A 16,373-nucleotide genomic window follows, 5' to 3' on the forward strand; every position below is an offset into this window, starting at 1 on the left:
GAAGTAACCGGCGAGTAACTTACCTCTGGTCAGAAGAAGCGGCCCGGGTTACGCTCGGGCCTGTGACTGCCAGTAACACCACCACAGCGCAGGGCGGACCCGACTACGACGTCGTCGTGGTGGGGTCCGGGTTCGGGGGCAGCGTGGCGGCGCTGCGGCTCACCGAGAAGGGCTACCGCGTCGCCGTGGTGGAGGCGGGGCGGCGGTTCGCGGACGACGAGTTCGCGAAGACGTCGTGGGACCTCAAGCGGTACCTGTGGGCGCCGCAGCTCGGCTGTTACGGGATCCAGCGCATCCACATGCTCAACGACGTGATGGTGCTGGCCGGCGCGGGCGTCGGCGGTGGTTCGCTGGTCTACGCCAACACGTTGTACCGGCCGCTCAAGCCCTTCTACGCCGACCGCCAGTGGGCGCACATCACCGACTGGGAGGCCGAGCTCGCGCCGCACTACGACCAGGCGAGCCGGATGCTCGGGGTGGTCACGAACCCGACGATGACGCCGTCCGACGTGGTGATGCGGGAAGTCGCCGAGGAAATGGGCGTGGGGAAGTCGTTCCACCCGACGCCGGTGGGCGTGTACTTCGGCGCACCGGGTGAGCGCGTGAGCGACCCGTTCTTCGGGGGCGCGGGGCCGGATCGCGTGGGCTGCACCGAATGCGGCGCCTGCATGACGGGCTGCCGGGTCGGGGCGAAGAACACGCTGGTCAAGAACTACCTGTACCTCGCCGAGCAGGACGGGGCGAAGGTCATTCCGCTCACCACCGTCGCGTCGGTCGAGCCGTTGAGCGACGGCTACCGCGTGACACTGCAGAAGACCGGCACGCGCTCGAAGCGCTTCCGCACCACCGTGACCGCGGGCCAGGTCGTGTTCGCCGCGGGCACGTGGGGCACGCAGAACCTGTTGCACCGCATGAAGGACACGGGCGTGCTGCCGCGCCTTTCGCGCCGGCTCGGTGAGCTCACGCGCACGAACTCCGAAGCGATCATCGGCGCCGCGCGCACGTCGGTCGACGAGACGCGGGACTTCAGCCGCGGTGTCGCGATCACGTCGTCGATCCACCCGGACGACAACACGCACATCGAGCCCGTGCGCTACGGCAAGGGCAGCAATGCGATGAGCCTGCTGCAGACCGTGTCCACCGACGGCGCGTCGCCCGTGCCGCGCTGGCGCCAGGCGCTGACGTTCCTGGTCAAGCACCCGCTGCAGTCCGCGAAGCTGCTCAACGGCTACCGCTGGAGCGAACGCACGGTGATCCTGCTGGTGATGCAGAGCCTGGACAACTCGATCACCACCTACACCCGGCGCGGCCTGTTCGGCCGGCGCAAGTACACGTCGAAGCAGGGCCACGGCGAGCCCAACCCGAGCTTCATCCCGGCCGGGCACGAGGCCAACGTCCGCACGGCCGAGCGCATCGGCGGGCTGCCCGGCGGCACGTGGGGCGAGATCTTCGACATCCCGCTCACCGCGCACTTCATCGGTGGCGTGCCCATCGGCGACAGCGCGGACGCCGGCGTGATCGACCCGTACCACCGCGTCTACGGCTACCCGGGACTGTCCGTTGTGGACGGTTCGGCGATCACGGCCAACCTCGGTGTGAACCCGTCGCTCACGATCACGGCGCAGGCCGAGCGGGCGTTCTCGTTCTGGCCCAACAAGGGCGAGACCGACCAGCGCCCGGCGCAGGACGCGGCGTACACGCGGCTCGAGGCGGTGGCGCCCAAGAACCCGGCCGTTCCGGCTGACGCGCCGGCGGCGTTGCGCCGATAGGATCACCGGGTGACGACAACGGCGTTGACGCGGGTGCAGGAACTGCAGGACGAGTGGACCCGGGTCATCGGAACCCTCGACGACACGGCGGTGCGCGCGCCCAGCGCCCTGCCCGGCTGGTCCCGCGCGCACCTGCTCACGCATCTGGCCCGCAACGCCGACGCCGTCGGCAACCTCCTGACCTGGGCCTCCACCGGCGTCGAGCAGCCCATGTACGGCCCCGGCACCGCCCGCGACGACGACATCAACGCCGGCGCCACCCGCGCCACCGCCGAGATCCTCGCCGACGTGGTCGCGTCGGGGGAGCGCCTGGTCGACCTCGCCGCCTCCCTGCCCGACTCCGCCTGGACCGCCCCCGTCCGCGGCCGCGCCGGCCAGCCCATCACCGGCGCCGACGCACTGACCCTGCGTCTCGCCGAAACCACCATCCACCTCGTCGACCTCGACGCCGGCCACGACTTCACCAGCGCGTGCGCCCTGCTCGGCGACCGCATCGACGACGTGGTGGCCAACATGATCCGCATGTACCTGGGCGACCTGCCCCCGATCCGCCTCACCGACGGCACCCACGTCTGGACCATGGCCGAGGGCTCCACCGACCTCGTCACGGGCACCCCGGGCGCCGTCCTGGCGTGGGCCTCGGGCCGCCCCTCCGCCGACGCGCTCGACGGCCCGGTGCCGGAGTTCAAATCCCTGGTGTGACAGGGATTCCTCTGTTGTACTTGGCTCTGCGGGGTGCTGGGGGAAGGGCGACGTGTGCGCGTGTTGTCGGCGGTGGCTGGGCTGGGCGTTTCGGGCTGTTTCTCCGCTCCCGTCCCGGTTTCCGTGCCGGCTCCCGGATCGCCAAGCCATCGCCGCCGAACCCGTCGCCGGGCAGCTCCTGCGTGACTACTCGATCTGCTCGTGAGAAAGGCCCAGCCCATGCGGTGGTTCTCGGTAGTGGCGGCACTCGTCGTCGCCGGGGTGGTTTCGGGGTGTGCGGCCGCGCCGCCCGCGCCCGCGCCGTCGGCGGCGGCCAAGTCGTCGTCGGGGCTTTCGCCCGCGGAGTCCGAGGCCTACCACTGGGTGGGCGAGTTCTGCAGCGGCCCTTCGGCGGCGTTGCTGGCGCTCAAGAACAACTTCTACAACGACATCCCCTACGACGAACTGGCCGACCCCACCGCCGCCGATCGTCAGGCGGCGCAGCAGAAGGCCGAGCAGAACCTCGACACCCTGGTCTCCGTCGTCCGCTCCAACGCGGCCGCCGTGGCCAGCGCGGCGGCGAGCCCCGCGCGCGACCGCCTGACCGGCGTGTACACCCAGCTGCGGACCGACCTCCTCGGCATCCAGCAGCGCGTCACGGCCCTGTCGCCCGCGGCCGCGGCCACCTTCGGGCCCCAGCTCGCGGCCGACTCCGGCCAGGTCCACACCGCGTTCGAAGCGGCGCGCCAGGTCCTCGCCAAGGAGCCGGGCACGGCGCGGTTCATGCGTGACCACTCGGTCTGCTCGTGAGAGCGGCCCGGTGGATGGTGAGCGTGGTGGCGCTGGCGGTGGCCTCGGGCTGCACGGCGAGCCCACCGCCCGCGCCTCCCCAGCCCGCGCCGTCGGCGCCGACGCTGTCGCCCGAGCAGGATCTGGCCTGGCACTGGGTGGGTGCCTTCTGCAGCGCGCCCAAGGCGGACCGGACGGAGATGACCAACCTCGGCAACCAGGCGGCTTACGCGGAGAGCCAGCTGACCAGCACGTTCGCCCAGCGGCAGCAGGACAAGCAGAGTGCCGCGCGGATCACGGACGACCTGGTCCGGACCGTGCACACCAACGCGGCCAAGGTCGCCGCCGCGCCCGCGAGCGCCGCGCGCGAGAGGCTGACCACGACCTACCGGAAGCTCGAAGAAGCGCTCACCCAGGCCCGCCACCACGTGGACCAGTTGCCGGACACCGAGATCACCCGGTTCGGCACCGCGCTGCTGGCGATCTCGACGGAGGTCGAAGCCGCCCTGCAAACCGCGCGGACGGCCATCGGTGCCGACCCGGCCACGAAACGCTTCCTGGCGACGGTCGGTTCCTGCCTCCTCTGATCACCGGTGACGTGCTTCACTGATCAAGTGCGGAGGGAGCAGCCCATGCGGCGGTATCCGATCGTGGCCGTGGTGGCCGGAGCGCTGATCGGTTCGGCGTGTTCCGCCCCCGCGCCGCCCTCGCCGGCCCAGCCGGCCGCACCGCGACAGCCCTCGCCCGTTTCCAGCGCACCGCCCGTCGATCCCCACGCCCGGCAGTGGGTCGACGACTTCTGCACGCGCCCGAGGAGCACCGAGCAGTACCTGTCGTTCCTGCCGGACGCGACGGACCTGTACCCGACGTCCACGCCGTCCGAGATGGAGGCGACGCGGGCCATCGCCGCGCAGAGTGTGCAGAGCGTCGCCACCTTCCTTCGCGAGAACGCGGCCCAGGTCGCCTCGGCGCCCGCTGGTGCCGTGCGCGATCGGCTGACCGCGATCTACACCCAGCTCAACGCCTCGCTCGACCAGGCGCAGCAGACGACGCAGCACCTGCCCACCACCGACTACGACCAGTTCAAGCGCGCGCTGCACGCCGCGGCCGACGAGGTGCACGCCGACGTCGAGCGGGCCCGCCAGGCGATCGAGGCCGACCCCGATCTCGGTGGTTTCCTGGCGGATCACCCGATCTGCTCATGACACTCGCTCGGGCGACCGAATGAACCACCCAGGCGTCCGGAACGTCTGATCAACTATGACAGTCGGGAGAAGGACGTTCTTGCGGGCCGCCGGGCTCACCACGCTCGGCGCGGTGGCGGCCGCGTGCGCGCCGAACTCCGCGCCGCCGCAGCAGCCGCCCGCGAGTGCGCCGACCACGCCCACCGCGGCGCCGCCGTCGACGAAGCCGCAGGGGCCGCCCGACTGGAACGCGCTCAAGAGCAAGCTCAGCGGCGACCTCGTGCTGCCCTCCGACAGCGGCTTCGCCACCGCCAAGCACGGCTACAACCCGCTCTTCGACGGCCACACCCCGGCCGCCGTGGCGAAGGTGCAGAAGCCCGAAGACGTGCAGGCCTGCTTCGAAGCGGCAGCACAACGGCTCCCGATCGCCGCGCGCAGCGGCGGCCACAGCTACGCCGGCTACTCCACGCCCGACGGCGGCCTGATCGTCGACGTCGGCGCGCTGTCGCAGGTGCAGGTGCAGGGTGAGCAGGTCGTGATCGGTGCGGGCGCGCGGCTCGGCGACGTCTACGCGGCGCTCGCGAAGGCCGGCCGCTGCCTGCCCGCCGGCTCGTGCCCGACGGTCGGCATCGCCGGGCTCACGCTCGGCGGAGGGATCGGCGTGGTGGCGCGCAAGTACGGCCTCACCTGCGACCGCCTCGTGTCGGCCCAGATCGTGACGCCCGACGGCAAGCTGCGCACCGCCAGCGCCGACTCCGAGCCCGACCTGTTCTGGGCGCTGCGCGGCGGCGGGGGCGGCAACTTCGGCATCGTCACGTCGTTCACCTTCCGCACCGACCCGGCGCCGGACATCACCGTGTTCTCGCTGCACTTCCCGGGTGGCTCGGCGGGCGACGTGCTCGACGCGTGGCAGCAGTGGCTGCCCACGACCCCGCCCGAGCTGTGGTCGAACCTCGTGGTCTCGGGTGGTTCGCCGGTGGCGTGCCGGGTCGGCGGCGCGTTCGTCGGCGGCTCGAGCGACCTCACCGCGCTGCTGGGCAAGCTGAACGCCAGCCCGTCGAGCCGCACGATGAAGTCGCTGAGCTACGGCGGCGCCATGAACTACTTCTCCGGCAGCTCCGCGCGCCAGACGTTCGTGGCCTCGTCGCGGATCATCACCGACCCGGTGGAAGGCGCGAAGGTGAGCGACCTCGCCGCCGGGCACAAGGGCATGGACCTGCTCATCGACGGCCTCGGCGGCGCGGTCGCGGACCTGAAAGCCACCGACACCGCCTTCCCGCACCGCAACGCGCTGGCCAGCATCCAGATCTACGCCCCGGCCACCACGGGCAACCACACCACCGTCGCGAAGAACGTGTCCACTGTGGTCAGTGGTCTCGCCGACGCGGGCGCGGACGGCGGCTACGTGAACTACCTCGACCCGACCATGCCGGACTGGAAGCAGGCCTACTACGGCGAAAACGCCGCCCGGCTCGACCAGGTCGCGAAGACCTACGATCCGGACGGCGTCCTCAAGTTCGCGCTGTCGGTGTAAGCCTAAAGATCCACTCCGGTGAACACCGTCACCCGCTCCTCGGTGAGGTCGTTCATCGCCGCCAGCACGCCTTCGCGCCCGACCCCCGAACCCTTCACGCCGCCGTAGGGCATCTGGTCCGCGCGGTACGACGGCACGTCACCGATGATCACCCCGCCCACCTCGAGCTCGGCCGACGCGTGGAACGCCAGCTGCACGTCGGAGGTGAACACGCCGGTCTGCAGCCCGTAGGCCGAGTCGTTCACGGCCGCGAAGGCCTCGTCCACACCGTCCACAACGGACAGGGCCAGCACCGGCCCGAACACCTCCTCCGACCACACGCGCGCGTCGGCCGGCACGTCGGTGAGCAGCGTCGGCGCCACCTGCGTGCCTTCGCGCGTGCCGCCGGTGAGCAGCTTCGCGCCCGCCGCCACGGCCTCCTCGACCCACTCGATGATCCGCTCGGCCGCGGCCTCGTCGACGACCGGGCCGACGTCGGTGTTGCGGTCGTACGGGTCACCGGTCTGCTGTGCCTCCACGGCTTCCACCAGCGCGGGCACGAACTCCTCGGCCACCGCCGCGTCCACGATCACCCGCTGCACCGAGATGCACGACTGGCCGGCCTGGTAGTTGCCGAACGTCGCGATCCGCTGGGCCGCGCCCTCGGGGTCGGGCCAGTCGCGCAGCACCACGGCCGCCGCGTTGCCACCGAGCTCGAGCACCACGTGCTTGCGCGGCGCCGCGTCCGCGATCGACCAGCCGACGGGGCCGGAGCCGGTGAACGACACCACCGGCAGCCGCGGGTCGGCCACCAGCGCCTGCGTCTCGGCGTTTCCCAGCGGCAGCACGGAAAACGCGCCGAGCGGCAGATCCGCCCCGGCCAGCACCTCACCGAGGATCAACGCCGAGAGCGGCGTGCGCGGCGCCGGCTTCACGATGATCGGCGCGCCGACCGCGAGCGCCGGCGCGACCTTGTGCGCCACCAGGTTCAGCGGGAAGTTGAAGGGTGAGATCCCCAGCACCGGCCCGCGCGGCACGCGCCGCGTGAGCGCCAGGCGCGCGTCGCCCGACGGGTCGGCGTCGAGGCGCTGCACGTCACCGCTGAACCGGCGCGCCTCCTCCGACGCGATGCGGAACACCGAGACGGCGCGGTTCACCTCGGCTTCCGCCCACTTCAGCGGCTTGCCGTTCTCCGCGGTGATCACCTCGGCGAGCTCCTCGGCCCGCATCCGCAACCCGCGCGAGACGTGCTCCAACGCCGCCGCGCGCTGGTGTGCGGGCGTGCGGCGGAACTCCCGCGCGACGCCCGCGGCGGCCGCCACCGCGCGCTCCACCTGCTCCGCGCCGGGCACCGCCACGGTCGCCACTTCGCTGCCGTCGAGCGGGTGCCGCACCACGAGGGTGTCCGCACCCTGCTCCGCCCGGCCGGCGACCCACGCGGGCCGCGGCTCCGGGGTGATCATGTCCATGCGTACCAAGGTATGGGGACGCGGTGCGCGCCGCGTGAACCCCCACCCTTACGGGGTTCGCGCGGCGCGTCGAGCCCTACTTCACGAGCCCTACTTCACGAGCACCTTGAGCGCCTCGCGATCGGCCATCGCCCGGTACCCGGCCGGCACGTCGTCGAGCCCGATCGTGCGGTCGAACACGCGGCCCGGCTGGTAGCGGCCGTCGAGCACGTCGGGCAGCAGCTGCGGGATGTAGTGCCGCGCCGGGGCGACGCCACCGGTGATGGTGATGTTGCGCGTGAACACCGGCCGCCCGATCGGGCCCTCCGGGTACTGCGGCACGCCCACGCGGCTCAGCGCGCCACCCGCGCGCACCACACCGAGGCCCATTTCGAACGCCGCCTTCGTGCCCACGCACTCCAGCACGGTGTGCGTGCCGTGGCCGCCGGTCAGCTCGCGCACACGCGCGATGCCTTCCTCGCCGCGCTCGGCCACCACGTCGGTCGCGCCGAACTCGCGACCGAGGTCGGTGCGGGCCTGGTGGCGGCCCATCAGCACGATGTACTCGGCCCCGAGGCGCTTCGCCGCCAGCACGGCGGACAGGCCCACCGCGCCGTCGCCGATCACGGTCACCGCCTTGCCCGGCGCGACCCCCGCGGTCGAGGCCGCGTGGTGGCCGGTGGAGAACACGTCCGACAACGTGAGCAGCGAGGCCAGCAGCTCGTCGGAAGTCTCTTCGAGGGTCAGCGGCAGCTTCACCAGCGTGCCGTCGGCCTGCGGCACGCGCACGGCCTCGCCCTGACCGCCGTCCACCCCGTCGACGCCCCAGTTGCCGCCGTGCAGGCACGAGGTCTGCAGGCCTTCGCGGCAGAACTCGCAGGTGTTGTCCGAGTACACGAACGGAGCCACGACCAGGTCGCCCTTGCGCACGCTCGTCACGTCGGCGCCGATTTCCTCCACGACACCGAGGAACTCGTGGCCGATCGGCCGGCCGTGCTCCTGGGCGGGCATGCCGCCGTAGGGCCACAGGTCGCTGCCGCAGATGCAGGAACGCACCACGCGGACCACGGCGTCCGTCGGCTGCGCCACCTTCGGGTCGGCCACCGTCTCCACGCGGACGTCGCCGGCGCCGTAGATGAGTGTCGCTCGCATGAAGATCCTTTCCCGGTTTTCGCTCTTCCCCTAGTGCGAGTCATCCGGGCCGGGATTCATTCCGCATGACGCATGCCCCGGCCGGGTCGTGACAAATGAACCGGGTACCCGCGCGGGTCGGCCCCTACCTTCAGAGCATGACCAACCGGACCTCAGAACGCTGGCACGGCAACCCGTTCGTGGCCGTCTTCGACGGCATCGGCCCGCGCCGCAAGCCCGTGCTCACGGGTGTGGTGTTCCTCGTCACGGCGGCGGCGCTCATCGCGCAGCTCGTCACGCCGGGGCTGCTGGAGCACGTGCGGCGCGACGGCGCGGCGATCGACGCCGGCGAGTGGTGGCGCCTGCTCACCGGGATGTTCTTCCAGGACGGCGGCCTGCTCGGCGGCGTCTTCAACCTGGTGGTCCTGGCGATCTTCGGCACGCTGGCGGAGAGCTACTTTGGCCGCGCGCGCACCTTCGTCCTCTACTTCGGCTGCGGGCTGTTCGGCCAGTTCATGAGCTACGTCTGGCTGCAGCCGGTGGGCGCGGGCAACTCGATGTGCGTCGCGGGACTCATCGGCGCGCTGGCCGTGGCGCTGCTGCGGGCGCCGGCGCGCCACGGCGTGCAGCTGCCGACGCAGGTGTTCGTGGTGCCGCTGCTGGTGGCGCCGCTCGCGATCGTCGACACGCTCGTGGGGGACAACCACGGCCTGCCCGCGCTGCTGGGGATGGCGCTCGGGTTCCTGCTGCTGCCGAAGGTGCGCGCCTAGCGAGGGTGCGCGGGGCGCTGGGGGTACGACGGCCCGGTCGGGGGACCGGGCCGTCGTCGTACTCACTTGCTCCGGTACAGATCCCGCAGCAGCAGCACTTCCGCGCTGTGGTGGATGGTCTCGCGGTTGATGTGCAGCACGAGCGCGGCCATCGGGTACTCGGCGAACGGCCCCTCGGCCTCGCCCACCGGCCGCGCGAGCGCCTCCGCGTCGAGCGCCTTCACGCCGCCGATCCAATTCGCGTACGCCGAGTCGAGCTGGTCGATCGCCTCGGCCGCGGTGCCCGCGTAGGGGAAGGTGTCGTAGCTCATCGCCGGCCCGCCGAAGTGCGACGCGGCCCGCATACCGAGCACGCCGACGATGAGGTGCGAGAGCCGCCAGGCGATCGTGGTCACGGGCGGCGGCACCGGCTCGGGATAGGCGAAGTCCACGGTGAAGTCCCCGGCGCCGGGCCCGTCCGGGTTCTCCGCACGCGGGCGCACGGTCCAGCAGTCCGCCACCGGCTGCCAGAAGTACTCGTCGTCGGTGAGTCCCTCGAGGCGCGAGCGCACGTGGTGCTGCCAGTGCCAGTCGAGCTGGTCGTGGAGTTCGGTGGTCCATGCGACAGTCATGGGAGCACCGTAAGACGCTTCGCGGACAGCTGCGGTCCTCGTTCCGGAGGCAGGTGCGAGGTGACCCAGCCCACCTGGGACGATGGAGGCAAAAGCGCTCATTCGCCTGGAGGTCGTAGGTGGCCAATCCCACCGGTCCGGTACTCGTCGTCGACTTCGGGGCGCAGTACGCGCAGCTGATCGCCCGCCGGGTGCGCGAGGCGCAGGTCTACTCCGAGGTCGTGCCGTCGAGCTCGACCGCCGAGGACCTGCTGGCCAAGAACCCGTCCGCCATCATCCTGTCCGGCGGCCCGTCGAGCGTGTACGCCGAGGGCGCCCCGGCCATGGACCCGAAGCTGGTCGAGGCCGGCGTGCCGATCCTCGGCATCTGCTACGGCCACCAGCTGCTCGCCCGCGCGCTCGGCGGCGTCGTCGAGCCCACCGGGGTGCGCGAGTTCGGCCGCACCGACGTGCGCGTGGTCGGCGAAGGCGGGCGGCTGCACGCCGGCCTGCCGAGCCACCAGACGGCGTGGATGAGCCACAACGACAGCGTCACCAAGGCGCCCGAGGGCGCCGTCGTCACCGCCAGCTCCGACGGCGCGGCGGTGGCCGGCTTCGAGGACGTCGACCGCGGCTTCGCCGGCGTGCAGTACCACCCCGAGGTGGCGCACTCGCCCCACGGCCAGGAGGTGCTGCGCCGCTTCCTGTCCGACATCGCGGGCATCAAGCCGCAGTGGACCACGTCGTCCATTGTGGACGAACAAGTCACGCGCATCTCCGAGCAGATCGGCGAGGGCCGGGCGATCTGCGGCCTGTCCGGCGGCGTCGACTCGGCCGTGGCGGCCGCGCTCGTGCAGCGCGCGATCGGCGAGCGGCTCACGTGTGTGTTCGTGGACCACGGTCTGCTGCGCGCGGGCGAACGCACGCAGGTGGAGCAGGACTTCGTGGCCGCCACCGGCGTGAAGCTCGTGACGATCGACGCGCGCGAGCGCTTCCTCGGCGCGCTCGCCGGCGTGACCGACCCGGAGGAGAAGCGCAAGATCATCGGCCGCGAGTTCATCCGCGTTTTCGAGCAGGCCGAGCGCGACCTCAAGGCGCAGGGCGACTACAAGTTCCTGGTGCAGGGCACGCTCTACCCCGACGTGGTCGAGTCCGGCGGCGGCGAGGGCACGGCGAACATCAAGAGCCACCACAACGTCGGCGGCCTGCCCGACGACCTGCAGTTCGAGCTCGTGGAGCCGCTGCGCCTGCTGTTCAAGGACGAGGTGCGCCGCGTGGGCCTCGAGCTGGGGCTGCCGGAGACGATCGTGCAGCGCCAGCCGTTCCCCGGCCCGGGCCTGGGCATCCGCATCATCGGCGAGGTCACGGCCGACCGGCTCGAAACCCTGCGGGCGGCCGACGCCATCGCGCGCGAGGAGCTCACCGCCGCGGGCCTGGACCAGGAGATCTGGCAGTGCCCGGTGGTGCTGCTGGCCGACGTCCGCAGCGTCGGCGTGCAGGGCGACGGCCGCACCTACGGCCACCCGATCGTACTGCGCCCGGTGTCTTCCGAAGACGCCATGACGGCCGACTGGACGCGCCTGCCGTACGAGGTGCTGGAACGCATCTCCACGCGGATCACCAACGAGGTGGCGGAGGTCAACCGCGTTGTCCTCGACGTGACGAGCAAGCCGCCGGGCACCATCGAGTGGGAGTGATCCGGCTCGGCTGAGCCAGTCCCCGCACAGCGCTGAAGGGCCCCTGCACGGAATCTGCTTCCGTGCAGGGGCCCTTCGGCATCGGTGGTGTCTGGGCTCAGCGCCGCCGGCGTCCCAGCGAAGCCGCCAGCAGCAGCACCCCGACGAACACCGCGCCGCCCGCGACAACCCAGCGGAAGTCGAAGGTGGGCAGCCAGCTCGCGCCGTCGGAGAGCACGTAACCCGAGACCAGCAGAGTCGCCAGGCCGACGATCAAGGTGATCGCGTCCACGCCTCGGCGGCGGGTCGGGATGTTCGAGTGGTCAGCCACGGAGCACCTCCACCTGTCCGGCACCGTTGGTCACGGTGAGGGTGATCTTCTGGCCGCCCGGCCCGTCGTCGCCGAAGTCGGTGCCGGTGAGCGGCGCCTGGCCCACGCCGCTGGTGGAGCGGTCGAGGCAATCGACGTCGCCGGCGGAGTTCTTGCAGGTGTAGGTGACATCGGCGTTCGCGGGCACGGTGACCCGGGTGTCGCCGGCGCCGTTGCTCACCGTCGTCACGACCGGCGCGCCGGCGGGCAGCTGCGTGAGGTCGAGGTCGATGTCGCCGGCCGCGTGCCGGTACTCCGGCTGCAGCTCGGCCACCGAGCGCGGCGTCGCGTTGAGGTCGCCGACACCACCGCGCAGGTCGATGCCGTTGAACGCGCTCGTGGTCATCACCATGCCGACGATCGCCAGCGGCACCGCGAGCCCGATCAGCCCGCGCGAGCCGCGGACGAACGCGCCCGCCACCAGACCGACGCCGAGCACGCCCAGCACCAGGCCGATGATGTGGCGCACCGAGAACCAGTCGGCGCCGCTGAGGTTCAGGGCCACACCCACGCCGGCCACGACCACGGCCGCGGCGAACGTGGCGCCGCCGATCTTCGACTTCGGCTGCCGCGGCTGCGGGGCCGGCTCTTCGTCGTAGCGGTAAGGGTTTTCGGGCGGCGTCGGCCCGCCCGGGTCCGGCAGGTCCCAGCCGGCCGGATCGGCGGCCAGCGGGTCCCAGCCGGGAGCGGCGGCGCCCATCGGCTCCGTCGTGGTGTCCGTCATCGTGAAGGCTCCGGTTCCGGGCACGGCCTGGGCCGTCTCATACGCGGGGTACGCGACGACCGGCGCCGGGCGGTTGTCCTGCCCACGGCTGCGGTGCAGGAGGTAGAGGCTTGCGGAAAGCAGCGCGAACCCGATGAGGCCGCCGCCGTCGAACCAGCCGTTGCCGAACGTCCAGCCGATCACCGGGATCAGCGCGACGCAGAGCACGACCGTGAACGCCCTCGACATCGTCGAGTGCCCGCGGCCGATCAGCGCCTCGAAGCCCGACACCTCGTCGCCTTCGCTCGGGAACAACAGCCAGCCGAGCAGGTAGAACACCAGCCCGAAGCCGCCGAACACCATCGCGGCGACCAGCGCCACGCGGATCACGACCGGGTCGATGCCGTAGCGGTTCCCCAGCCCCGCCGCGACCCCCGCGACCTTGCGTCCCACGTGCGGCCGGCGTGGCCGGCTCACCCAGAAATCCTTCACCGTCTCCTCGAAGCCGTTGAAAGGATTCGACTTCGGGCTCGGCGCCTCGTTCGCACCACTCATACGGCAAAGCATGCGCGAGCCGGGGCCGCGCCACATCGGGGACGTTCCCTGAGGTTCCCCTGAGTACGGCCGATCGGGGCGTGATCAGGGGCTTCCCCGATGTCCGAACCGGTGGCCGCGTGTGACGATGGACGGCGTGCAGGACTTTCTCGACCTCGGCGCCGCCGGGCAGGTGACGGGAGCGGCCAGGGAGCCGGTGCCGGCCTCTGGTGTGTCCACGGTGTCCGCCGCGTCCGCGAACGCGGCGGGCCCGGCCGGCGGCGGCTCCGGTGAGCAGCCCGGGCGCCCGAAGATGCACCGGCGTCGTAGCGGCCGGGCCGTCGCGGGTGTCGCGGGCGGGCTCGCGGATCACCTCGGCGTGCAGGTGGTGTGGGTGCGCGCGGCGTTCGCGCTGCTGGCGGCCCTCAACGGCGCCGGCTTGCTCGCGTACGGCCTGCTCTGGGTCTTCGTGCCGCAGCAGGCCGAGGACCCGGCCGAGGTCGACAGCAAGAAGGCCACGAAGGAGCGGCAGCAGGCGTTCGGCCTGATCGCGCTCGGCATCGGCCTCGCCATCGCGAGCGGCACGCTGTCGGGCACCATCCGCGGCTGGGTCGCCGTGCCATTGGCCATCGCCATGCTCGGTGCGGCCGTGGTCTGGCGCGAGGCCGACGAATCGCAGCGCCGCCGCTGGCGCACGGGGGCGCGCGACGGCGTCACCGGCGCGTTCGTGGGCGGGGGCGGCCGCAGCGCCGCGATCATCCGCATCCTCGCCGGGGTGGCGCTGGTGGCCACCGGCATCGGGGTCGTGGTGTTCCGCAGCGGCAGCTTCGACCAGGTCAAGTTCGCGCTCATCGCGGTGCTCGCCACGCTGGTGGGCGTGGCCGTGCTGACCGTGCCGTTCTGGCTGCGCCTGGTCCGCGACCTCGGCGACGAGCGCCGCGCGCGCATCCGCACCGACGAGCGCGCCGAGATCGCCGCGCACCTGCACGACTCCGTGCTGCAGACGCTCGCGCTGATCCAGCGCCAGTCCGACCAGCCGCACGAGGTCGCGCGCCTGGCGCGCGGCCAGGAACGCGAGCTGCGCGGCTGGCTCTACGGCGCCGGCGGCTACGGCAAGCCGAGCGACAAGAAGTCGAAGGAAGAGGAAGAGGGCGCCGTCCCGCTGTCCGAGGCGCTCACCACGGCGTGCGGCGAGGTCGAGGACACGTTCGCGATCTCCGTGAGCCAGGTCGTGGTCGGCGACGTCGAGCTCAACGAGCCGCTCACCGCGCTCGTGCAGGCGGCCCGCGAAGCGCTGGTCAACGCGGCCAAGCACGCCGGTGTCGACGAGGTGAGCGTGTACGCCGAGGTCGAACCCACCGAGGTCACCGTGTTCATCCGCGACCGCGGCAAGGGGTTCGACCCCGAGGTGGTGCCGACCGACCGCCACGGCCTCGCCGACTCGATCCGCGGCCGCATGGAACGCCACGGCGGCACCTGCAAGCTGCGCACCGCGCCGGGCGAAGGCACCGAAGTTCAGCTGGCCATGCCACGCAAAGCGGTGAAGGGCGCGGCGTGACGTCGCTATGCTCAGGCCGGGCGACAACGAGCGAGGGAGCAGCACGGTGACGGAGACCCAGCGCGAGCCGGTGAAGGTGTTCCTCGTGGACGACCACGCGCTCTTCCGCGCCGGGGTCCGCACGGAACTCGACTCGATCACCGACGAGGTGCAGGTGGTCGGCGAGGCCGGTTCCGTGGCCGACGCCGTCACGGGTATCGCGCGCACCAAGCCGCAGGTAGTACTGCTCGACGTGCACATGCCCGACGGCGGCGGAGCCGAGGTGCTGCGCCGCGTTCGCCCGGAGCTGCCTGACGTCGTTTTCTTGGCGCTGTCGGTGTCCGACGCGGCCGAGGACGTGATCGCCGTGATCCGCGGCGGCGCGCGCGGCTACGTCACCAAGACCATCTCGTCGAAGGAACTCGTGCGCGCCATCGTGCGCGTGGCCGACGGCGACGCGGTGTTCTCGCCGCGCCTGGCCGGCTTCGTGCTCGACGCGTTCGCCGACCGGCCCGGCTCGGCGCCGATCAACGACCCCGAGCTCGACCTGCTCACCCCGCGCGAGCGCGACGTGCTGCGGCTGCTCGCGCGGGGCTACGCGTACAAGGAAATCGCGTCGGAGCTGTTCATCTCGGTGAAGACGGTGGAGACGCACGTGTCGAGCGTGCTGCGCAAGACCCAGCTGTCCAACCGCTACGAGCTGTCGCGCTGGGCCTCGGACCGCCGGCTCGTCTAGACGTGTTCCGTCGCCACGGCCTCGACCGGCTGTGGCGCATCGGCCTTCTTGCGCTGCACCCGCGTGAGCGCGACGCCGCCCAGCACCACGACCATGCCCGCGATCACGCGGAAGCTCAGCTGCTCGTGCAGGAAGATCGCGCCCAGCGCCACCGACACGATCGGCAGCAGGTACCCGACCACCGAAGCGGCCACGGCGCCTTCACTGGCCAGCAGCTGGTAGTTGAGCGCGAACGCGATCCCGGTGCCGCCGATGCCGAGGATCACCACGGCGGTCGCGGCCAGAGGCGTGAGGTGCACCGGCGTGAACCCGCCGAACGGCATCACGAGCACGAGGAACCCGGCGGCGATCATCATCTGGCCACCGGAGAGCGCGTACGGCGAGTCGCCCGTGCCCGAGAGGTAGCGGCCTTCGTAGACGAACGCGAAGCCGTAGCTGGCGGCCGCGGCGAGGCAGGCCAGCGCGCCCCAGCTCAGCAGCCCGGACGCTTCCCACGGCGCGAAGATCAGCAGGATCCCGATGAGCCCCACCACGAGCCCGGCCGCGCGCATCGCCGTCATCCGGTGGCGGACCCCGAGGAACGGCGCGACCACGAGCACCCACAGCGGCGTGGTGGAGTTCAGCACGCCGGTGATGCCCGAGTCCACAGTGGTCTCACCGATCGCGAAAAGCAGGAACGGCAACGCGTTGTGGAAGAACGCGGCCACGGTGAGGTGGCGCCACGTGCGCTTGTCCGTGGGCAGCCGGCGCCGCCCGAGCTTGCACAGCGCCACAAGCACCACGGCGCCGAGCACCAGGCGTGCGAGCACCAGTTGCACCGGCGAGAACGCCGCGAGCCCCAGCTTGATCCAGAAGAAGCTCGAACCCCACATCAGTGCCAGTGCGGCAATTCTGAGCAGGGTCTTCGTCTCGCCCACCCCAGGTCCTCCTTATCGGCCGGAC

The 16,373-nt window shown here is 71.8% G+C and carries 16 protein-coding genes; 10 read left to right on the forward strand and 6 right to left on the reverse strand.

The window, feature by feature from the left end; all coding sequences use genetic code 11:
* Positions 1–62 precede the first annotated feature (62 nt).
* The 6 genes from VSH64_RS41435 to VSH64_RS41460 all read left to right on the forward strand — a co-directional run bounded on the left by VSH64_RS41435 (position 63) and on the right by VSH64_RS41460 (position 5,957).
* The gene (locus tag VSH64_RS41435) at positions 63–1,769 is read left to right on the forward strand and encodes a GMC family oxidoreductase (protein ID WP_326568172.1); all 1,707 of its coding nucleotides are present in this window, start codon (positions 63–65) and stop codon (positions 1,767–1,769) included.
* Positions 1,770–1,778: 9 nt separating this feature from the next.
* The gene (locus VSH64_RS41440) at positions 1,779–2,471 is read left to right on the forward strand and encodes a maleylpyruvate isomerase N-terminal domain-containing protein (RefSeq protein ID WP_326568173.1); all 693 of its coding nucleotides are present in this window, start codon (positions 1,779–1,781) and stop codon (positions 2,469–2,471) included.
* 237 nt (positions 2,472–2,708) lie between these two features.
* Positions 2,709–3,260: a hypothetical protein gene (locus VSH64_RS41445; RefSeq protein ID WP_326568174.1), complete on the forward strand. Its 552-nt coding sequence runs from the start codon at positions 2,709–2,711 to the stop codon at positions 3,258–3,260.
* Entirely contained in the window at positions 3,257–3,826 is a 570-nt protein-coding gene (locus VSH64_RS41450; protein ID WP_326568175.1) for a hypothetical protein, read from the forward strand. Before VSH64_RS41445 ends, VSH64_RS41450 begins: the two co-directional genes overlap by 4 nt.
* Positions 3,827–3,871: 45 nt before the next feature.
* A complete protein-coding gene (locus tag VSH64_RS41455) occupies positions 3,872–4,444 on the forward strand; it encodes a hypothetical protein (RefSeq protein ID WP_326568176.1) in 573 nt (190 codons plus the stop codon).
* 55 nt (positions 4,445–4,499) lie between these two features.
* The gene (locus tag VSH64_RS41460) at positions 4,500–5,957 is read left to right on the forward strand and encodes an FAD-binding oxidoreductase (protein WP_326568177.1); all 1,458 of its coding nucleotides are present in this window, start codon (positions 4,500–4,502) and stop codon (positions 5,955–5,957) included.
* 2 nt (positions 5,958–5,959) lie between these two features.
* Here VSH64_RS41460 and VSH64_RS41465 read toward each other — a convergent pair whose 3' ends face one another.
* Positions 5,960–7,405, reverse strand: coding sequence for an aldehyde dehydrogenase family protein (locus VSH64_RS41465; protein WP_326568178.1), 1,446 nt, complete (start codon positions 7,403–7,405; stop codon positions 5,960–5,962).
* 90 nt (positions 7,406–7,495) lie between these two features.
* Positions 7,496–8,536, reverse strand: a complete 1,041-nt coding sequence (locus VSH64_RS41470) for a zinc-dependent alcohol dehydrogenase family protein (RefSeq protein WP_326568179.1) — start codon at positions 8,534–8,536, stop codon at positions 7,496–7,498.
* A 137-nt stretch (positions 8,537–8,673) separates the two neighbouring features.
* On the opposite strand from VSH64_RS41470, the gene VSH64_RS41475 reads away from it, so the two are divergent.
* The gene (locus VSH64_RS41475) at positions 8,674–9,285 is read left to right on the forward strand and encodes a rhomboid family intramembrane serine protease (protein WP_326568180.1); all 612 of its coding nucleotides are present in this window, start codon (positions 8,674–8,676) and stop codon (positions 9,283–9,285) included.
* Positions 9,286–9,347: 62 nt separating this feature from the next.
* Here the strand turns inward: VSH64_RS41475 and VSH64_RS41480 are convergent, their stop codons facing one another.
* Complete coding sequence (locus tag VSH64_RS41480) at positions 9,348–9,896, reverse strand: DinB family protein (protein WP_326568181.1); 549 nt, start codon at positions 9,894–9,896, stop codon at positions 9,348–9,350.
* A 119-nt stretch (positions 9,897–10,015) separates the two neighbouring features.
* On the opposite strand from VSH64_RS41480, the gene guaA reads away from it, so the two are divergent.
* Positions 10,016–11,572 carry a glutamine-hydrolyzing GMP synthase gene (gene guaA, locus VSH64_RS41485; protein ID WP_326568182.1) on the forward strand — a complete coding sequence of 519 codons (1,557 nt, stop codon included), beginning with the start codon at positions 10,016–10,018 and terminating at the stop codon, positions 11,570–11,572.
* Between the two features lie 97 nt (positions 11,573–11,669).
* Here guaA and VSH64_RS41490 read toward each other — a convergent pair whose 3' ends face one another.
* Together VSH64_RS41490 and VSH64_RS41495 are read right to left on the reverse strand one after the other, a co-directional pair.
* Positions 11,670–11,882: a hypothetical protein gene (locus VSH64_RS41490; RefSeq protein WP_326568183.1), complete on the reverse strand. Its 213-nt coding sequence runs from the start codon at positions 11,880–11,882 to the stop codon at positions 11,670–11,672.
* Complete coding sequence (locus tag VSH64_RS41495) at positions 11,875–13,179, reverse strand: PspC domain-containing protein (RefSeq protein ID WP_326568184.1); 1,305 nt, start codon at positions 13,177–13,179, stop codon at positions 11,875–11,877. The genes VSH64_RS41490 and VSH64_RS41495 overlap by 8 nt, the downstream gene beginning before the upstream one ends.
* Before the next feature lie 121 nt (positions 13,180–13,300).
* On the opposite strand from VSH64_RS41495, the gene VSH64_RS41500 reads away from it, so the two are divergent.
* Positions 13,301–14,716, forward strand: coding sequence for a PspC domain-containing protein (locus VSH64_RS41500; protein ID WP_407655597.1), 1,416 nt, complete (start codon positions 13,301–13,303; stop codon positions 14,714–14,716).
* Positions 14,717–14,723: 7 nt separating this feature from the next.
* Complete coding sequence (locus VSH64_RS41505; protein ID WP_326568185.1) at positions 14,724–15,431, forward strand: response regulator transcription factor; 708 nt, start codon at positions 14,724–14,726, stop codon at positions 15,429–15,431.
* Here VSH64_RS41505 and VSH64_RS41510 read toward each other — a convergent pair.
* On the reverse strand, positions 15,428–16,348 hold the full coding sequence (locus tag VSH64_RS41510) for a DMT family transporter (protein ID WP_326568186.1): 921 nt from the start codon (positions 16,346–16,348) through the stop codon (positions 15,428–15,430). The genes VSH64_RS41505 and VSH64_RS41510 overlap by 4 nt on opposite strands.
* Between the last annotated feature and the right edge of the window lie 25 nt (positions 16,349–16,373).

The sequence above is a fragment of the Amycolatopsis rhabdoformis genome (assembly GCF_035918295.1).
Classification (GTDB): domain Bacteria; phylum Actinomycetota; class Actinomycetes; order Mycobacteriales; family Pseudonocardiaceae; genus Amycolatopsis; species Amycolatopsis rhabdoformis.

Coding starts and splice junctions, on each gene's coding strand:
- VSH64_RS41465 (WP_326568178.1), bottom strand. CDS start 7,405: ATGGACATGATCACCCCGGAGCCGCGGCCCGCGTGGGTCGCCGGCCGG.
- VSH64_RS41480 (WP_326568181.1), bottom strand. CDS start 9,896: ATGACTGTCGCATGGACCACCGAACTCCACGACCAGCTCGACTGGCAC.
- VSH64_RS41460 (WP_326568177.1), top strand. CDS start 4,500: ATGACAGTCGGGAGAAGGACGTTCTTGCGGGCCGCCGGGCTCACCACG.
- VSH64_RS41475 (WP_326568180.1), top strand. CDS start 8,674: ATGACCAACCGGACCTCAGAACGCTGGCACGGCAACCCGTTCGTGGCC.
- VSH64_RS41455 (WP_326568176.1), top strand. CDS start 3,872: ATGCGGCGGTATCCGATCGTGGCCGTGGTGGCCGGAGCGCTGATCGGT.
- VSH64_RS41505 (WP_326568185.1), top strand. CDS start 14,724: ATGCTCAGGCCGGGCGACAACGAGCGAGGGAGCAGCACGGTGACGGAG.
- VSH64_RS41470 (WP_326568179.1), bottom strand. CDS start 8,536: ATGCGAGCGACACTCATCTACGGCGCCGGCGACGTCCGCGTGGAGACG.
- VSH64_RS41495 (WP_326568184.1), bottom strand. CDS start 13,179: ATGAGTGGTGCGAACGAGGCGCCGAGCCCGAAGTCGAATCCTTTCAAC.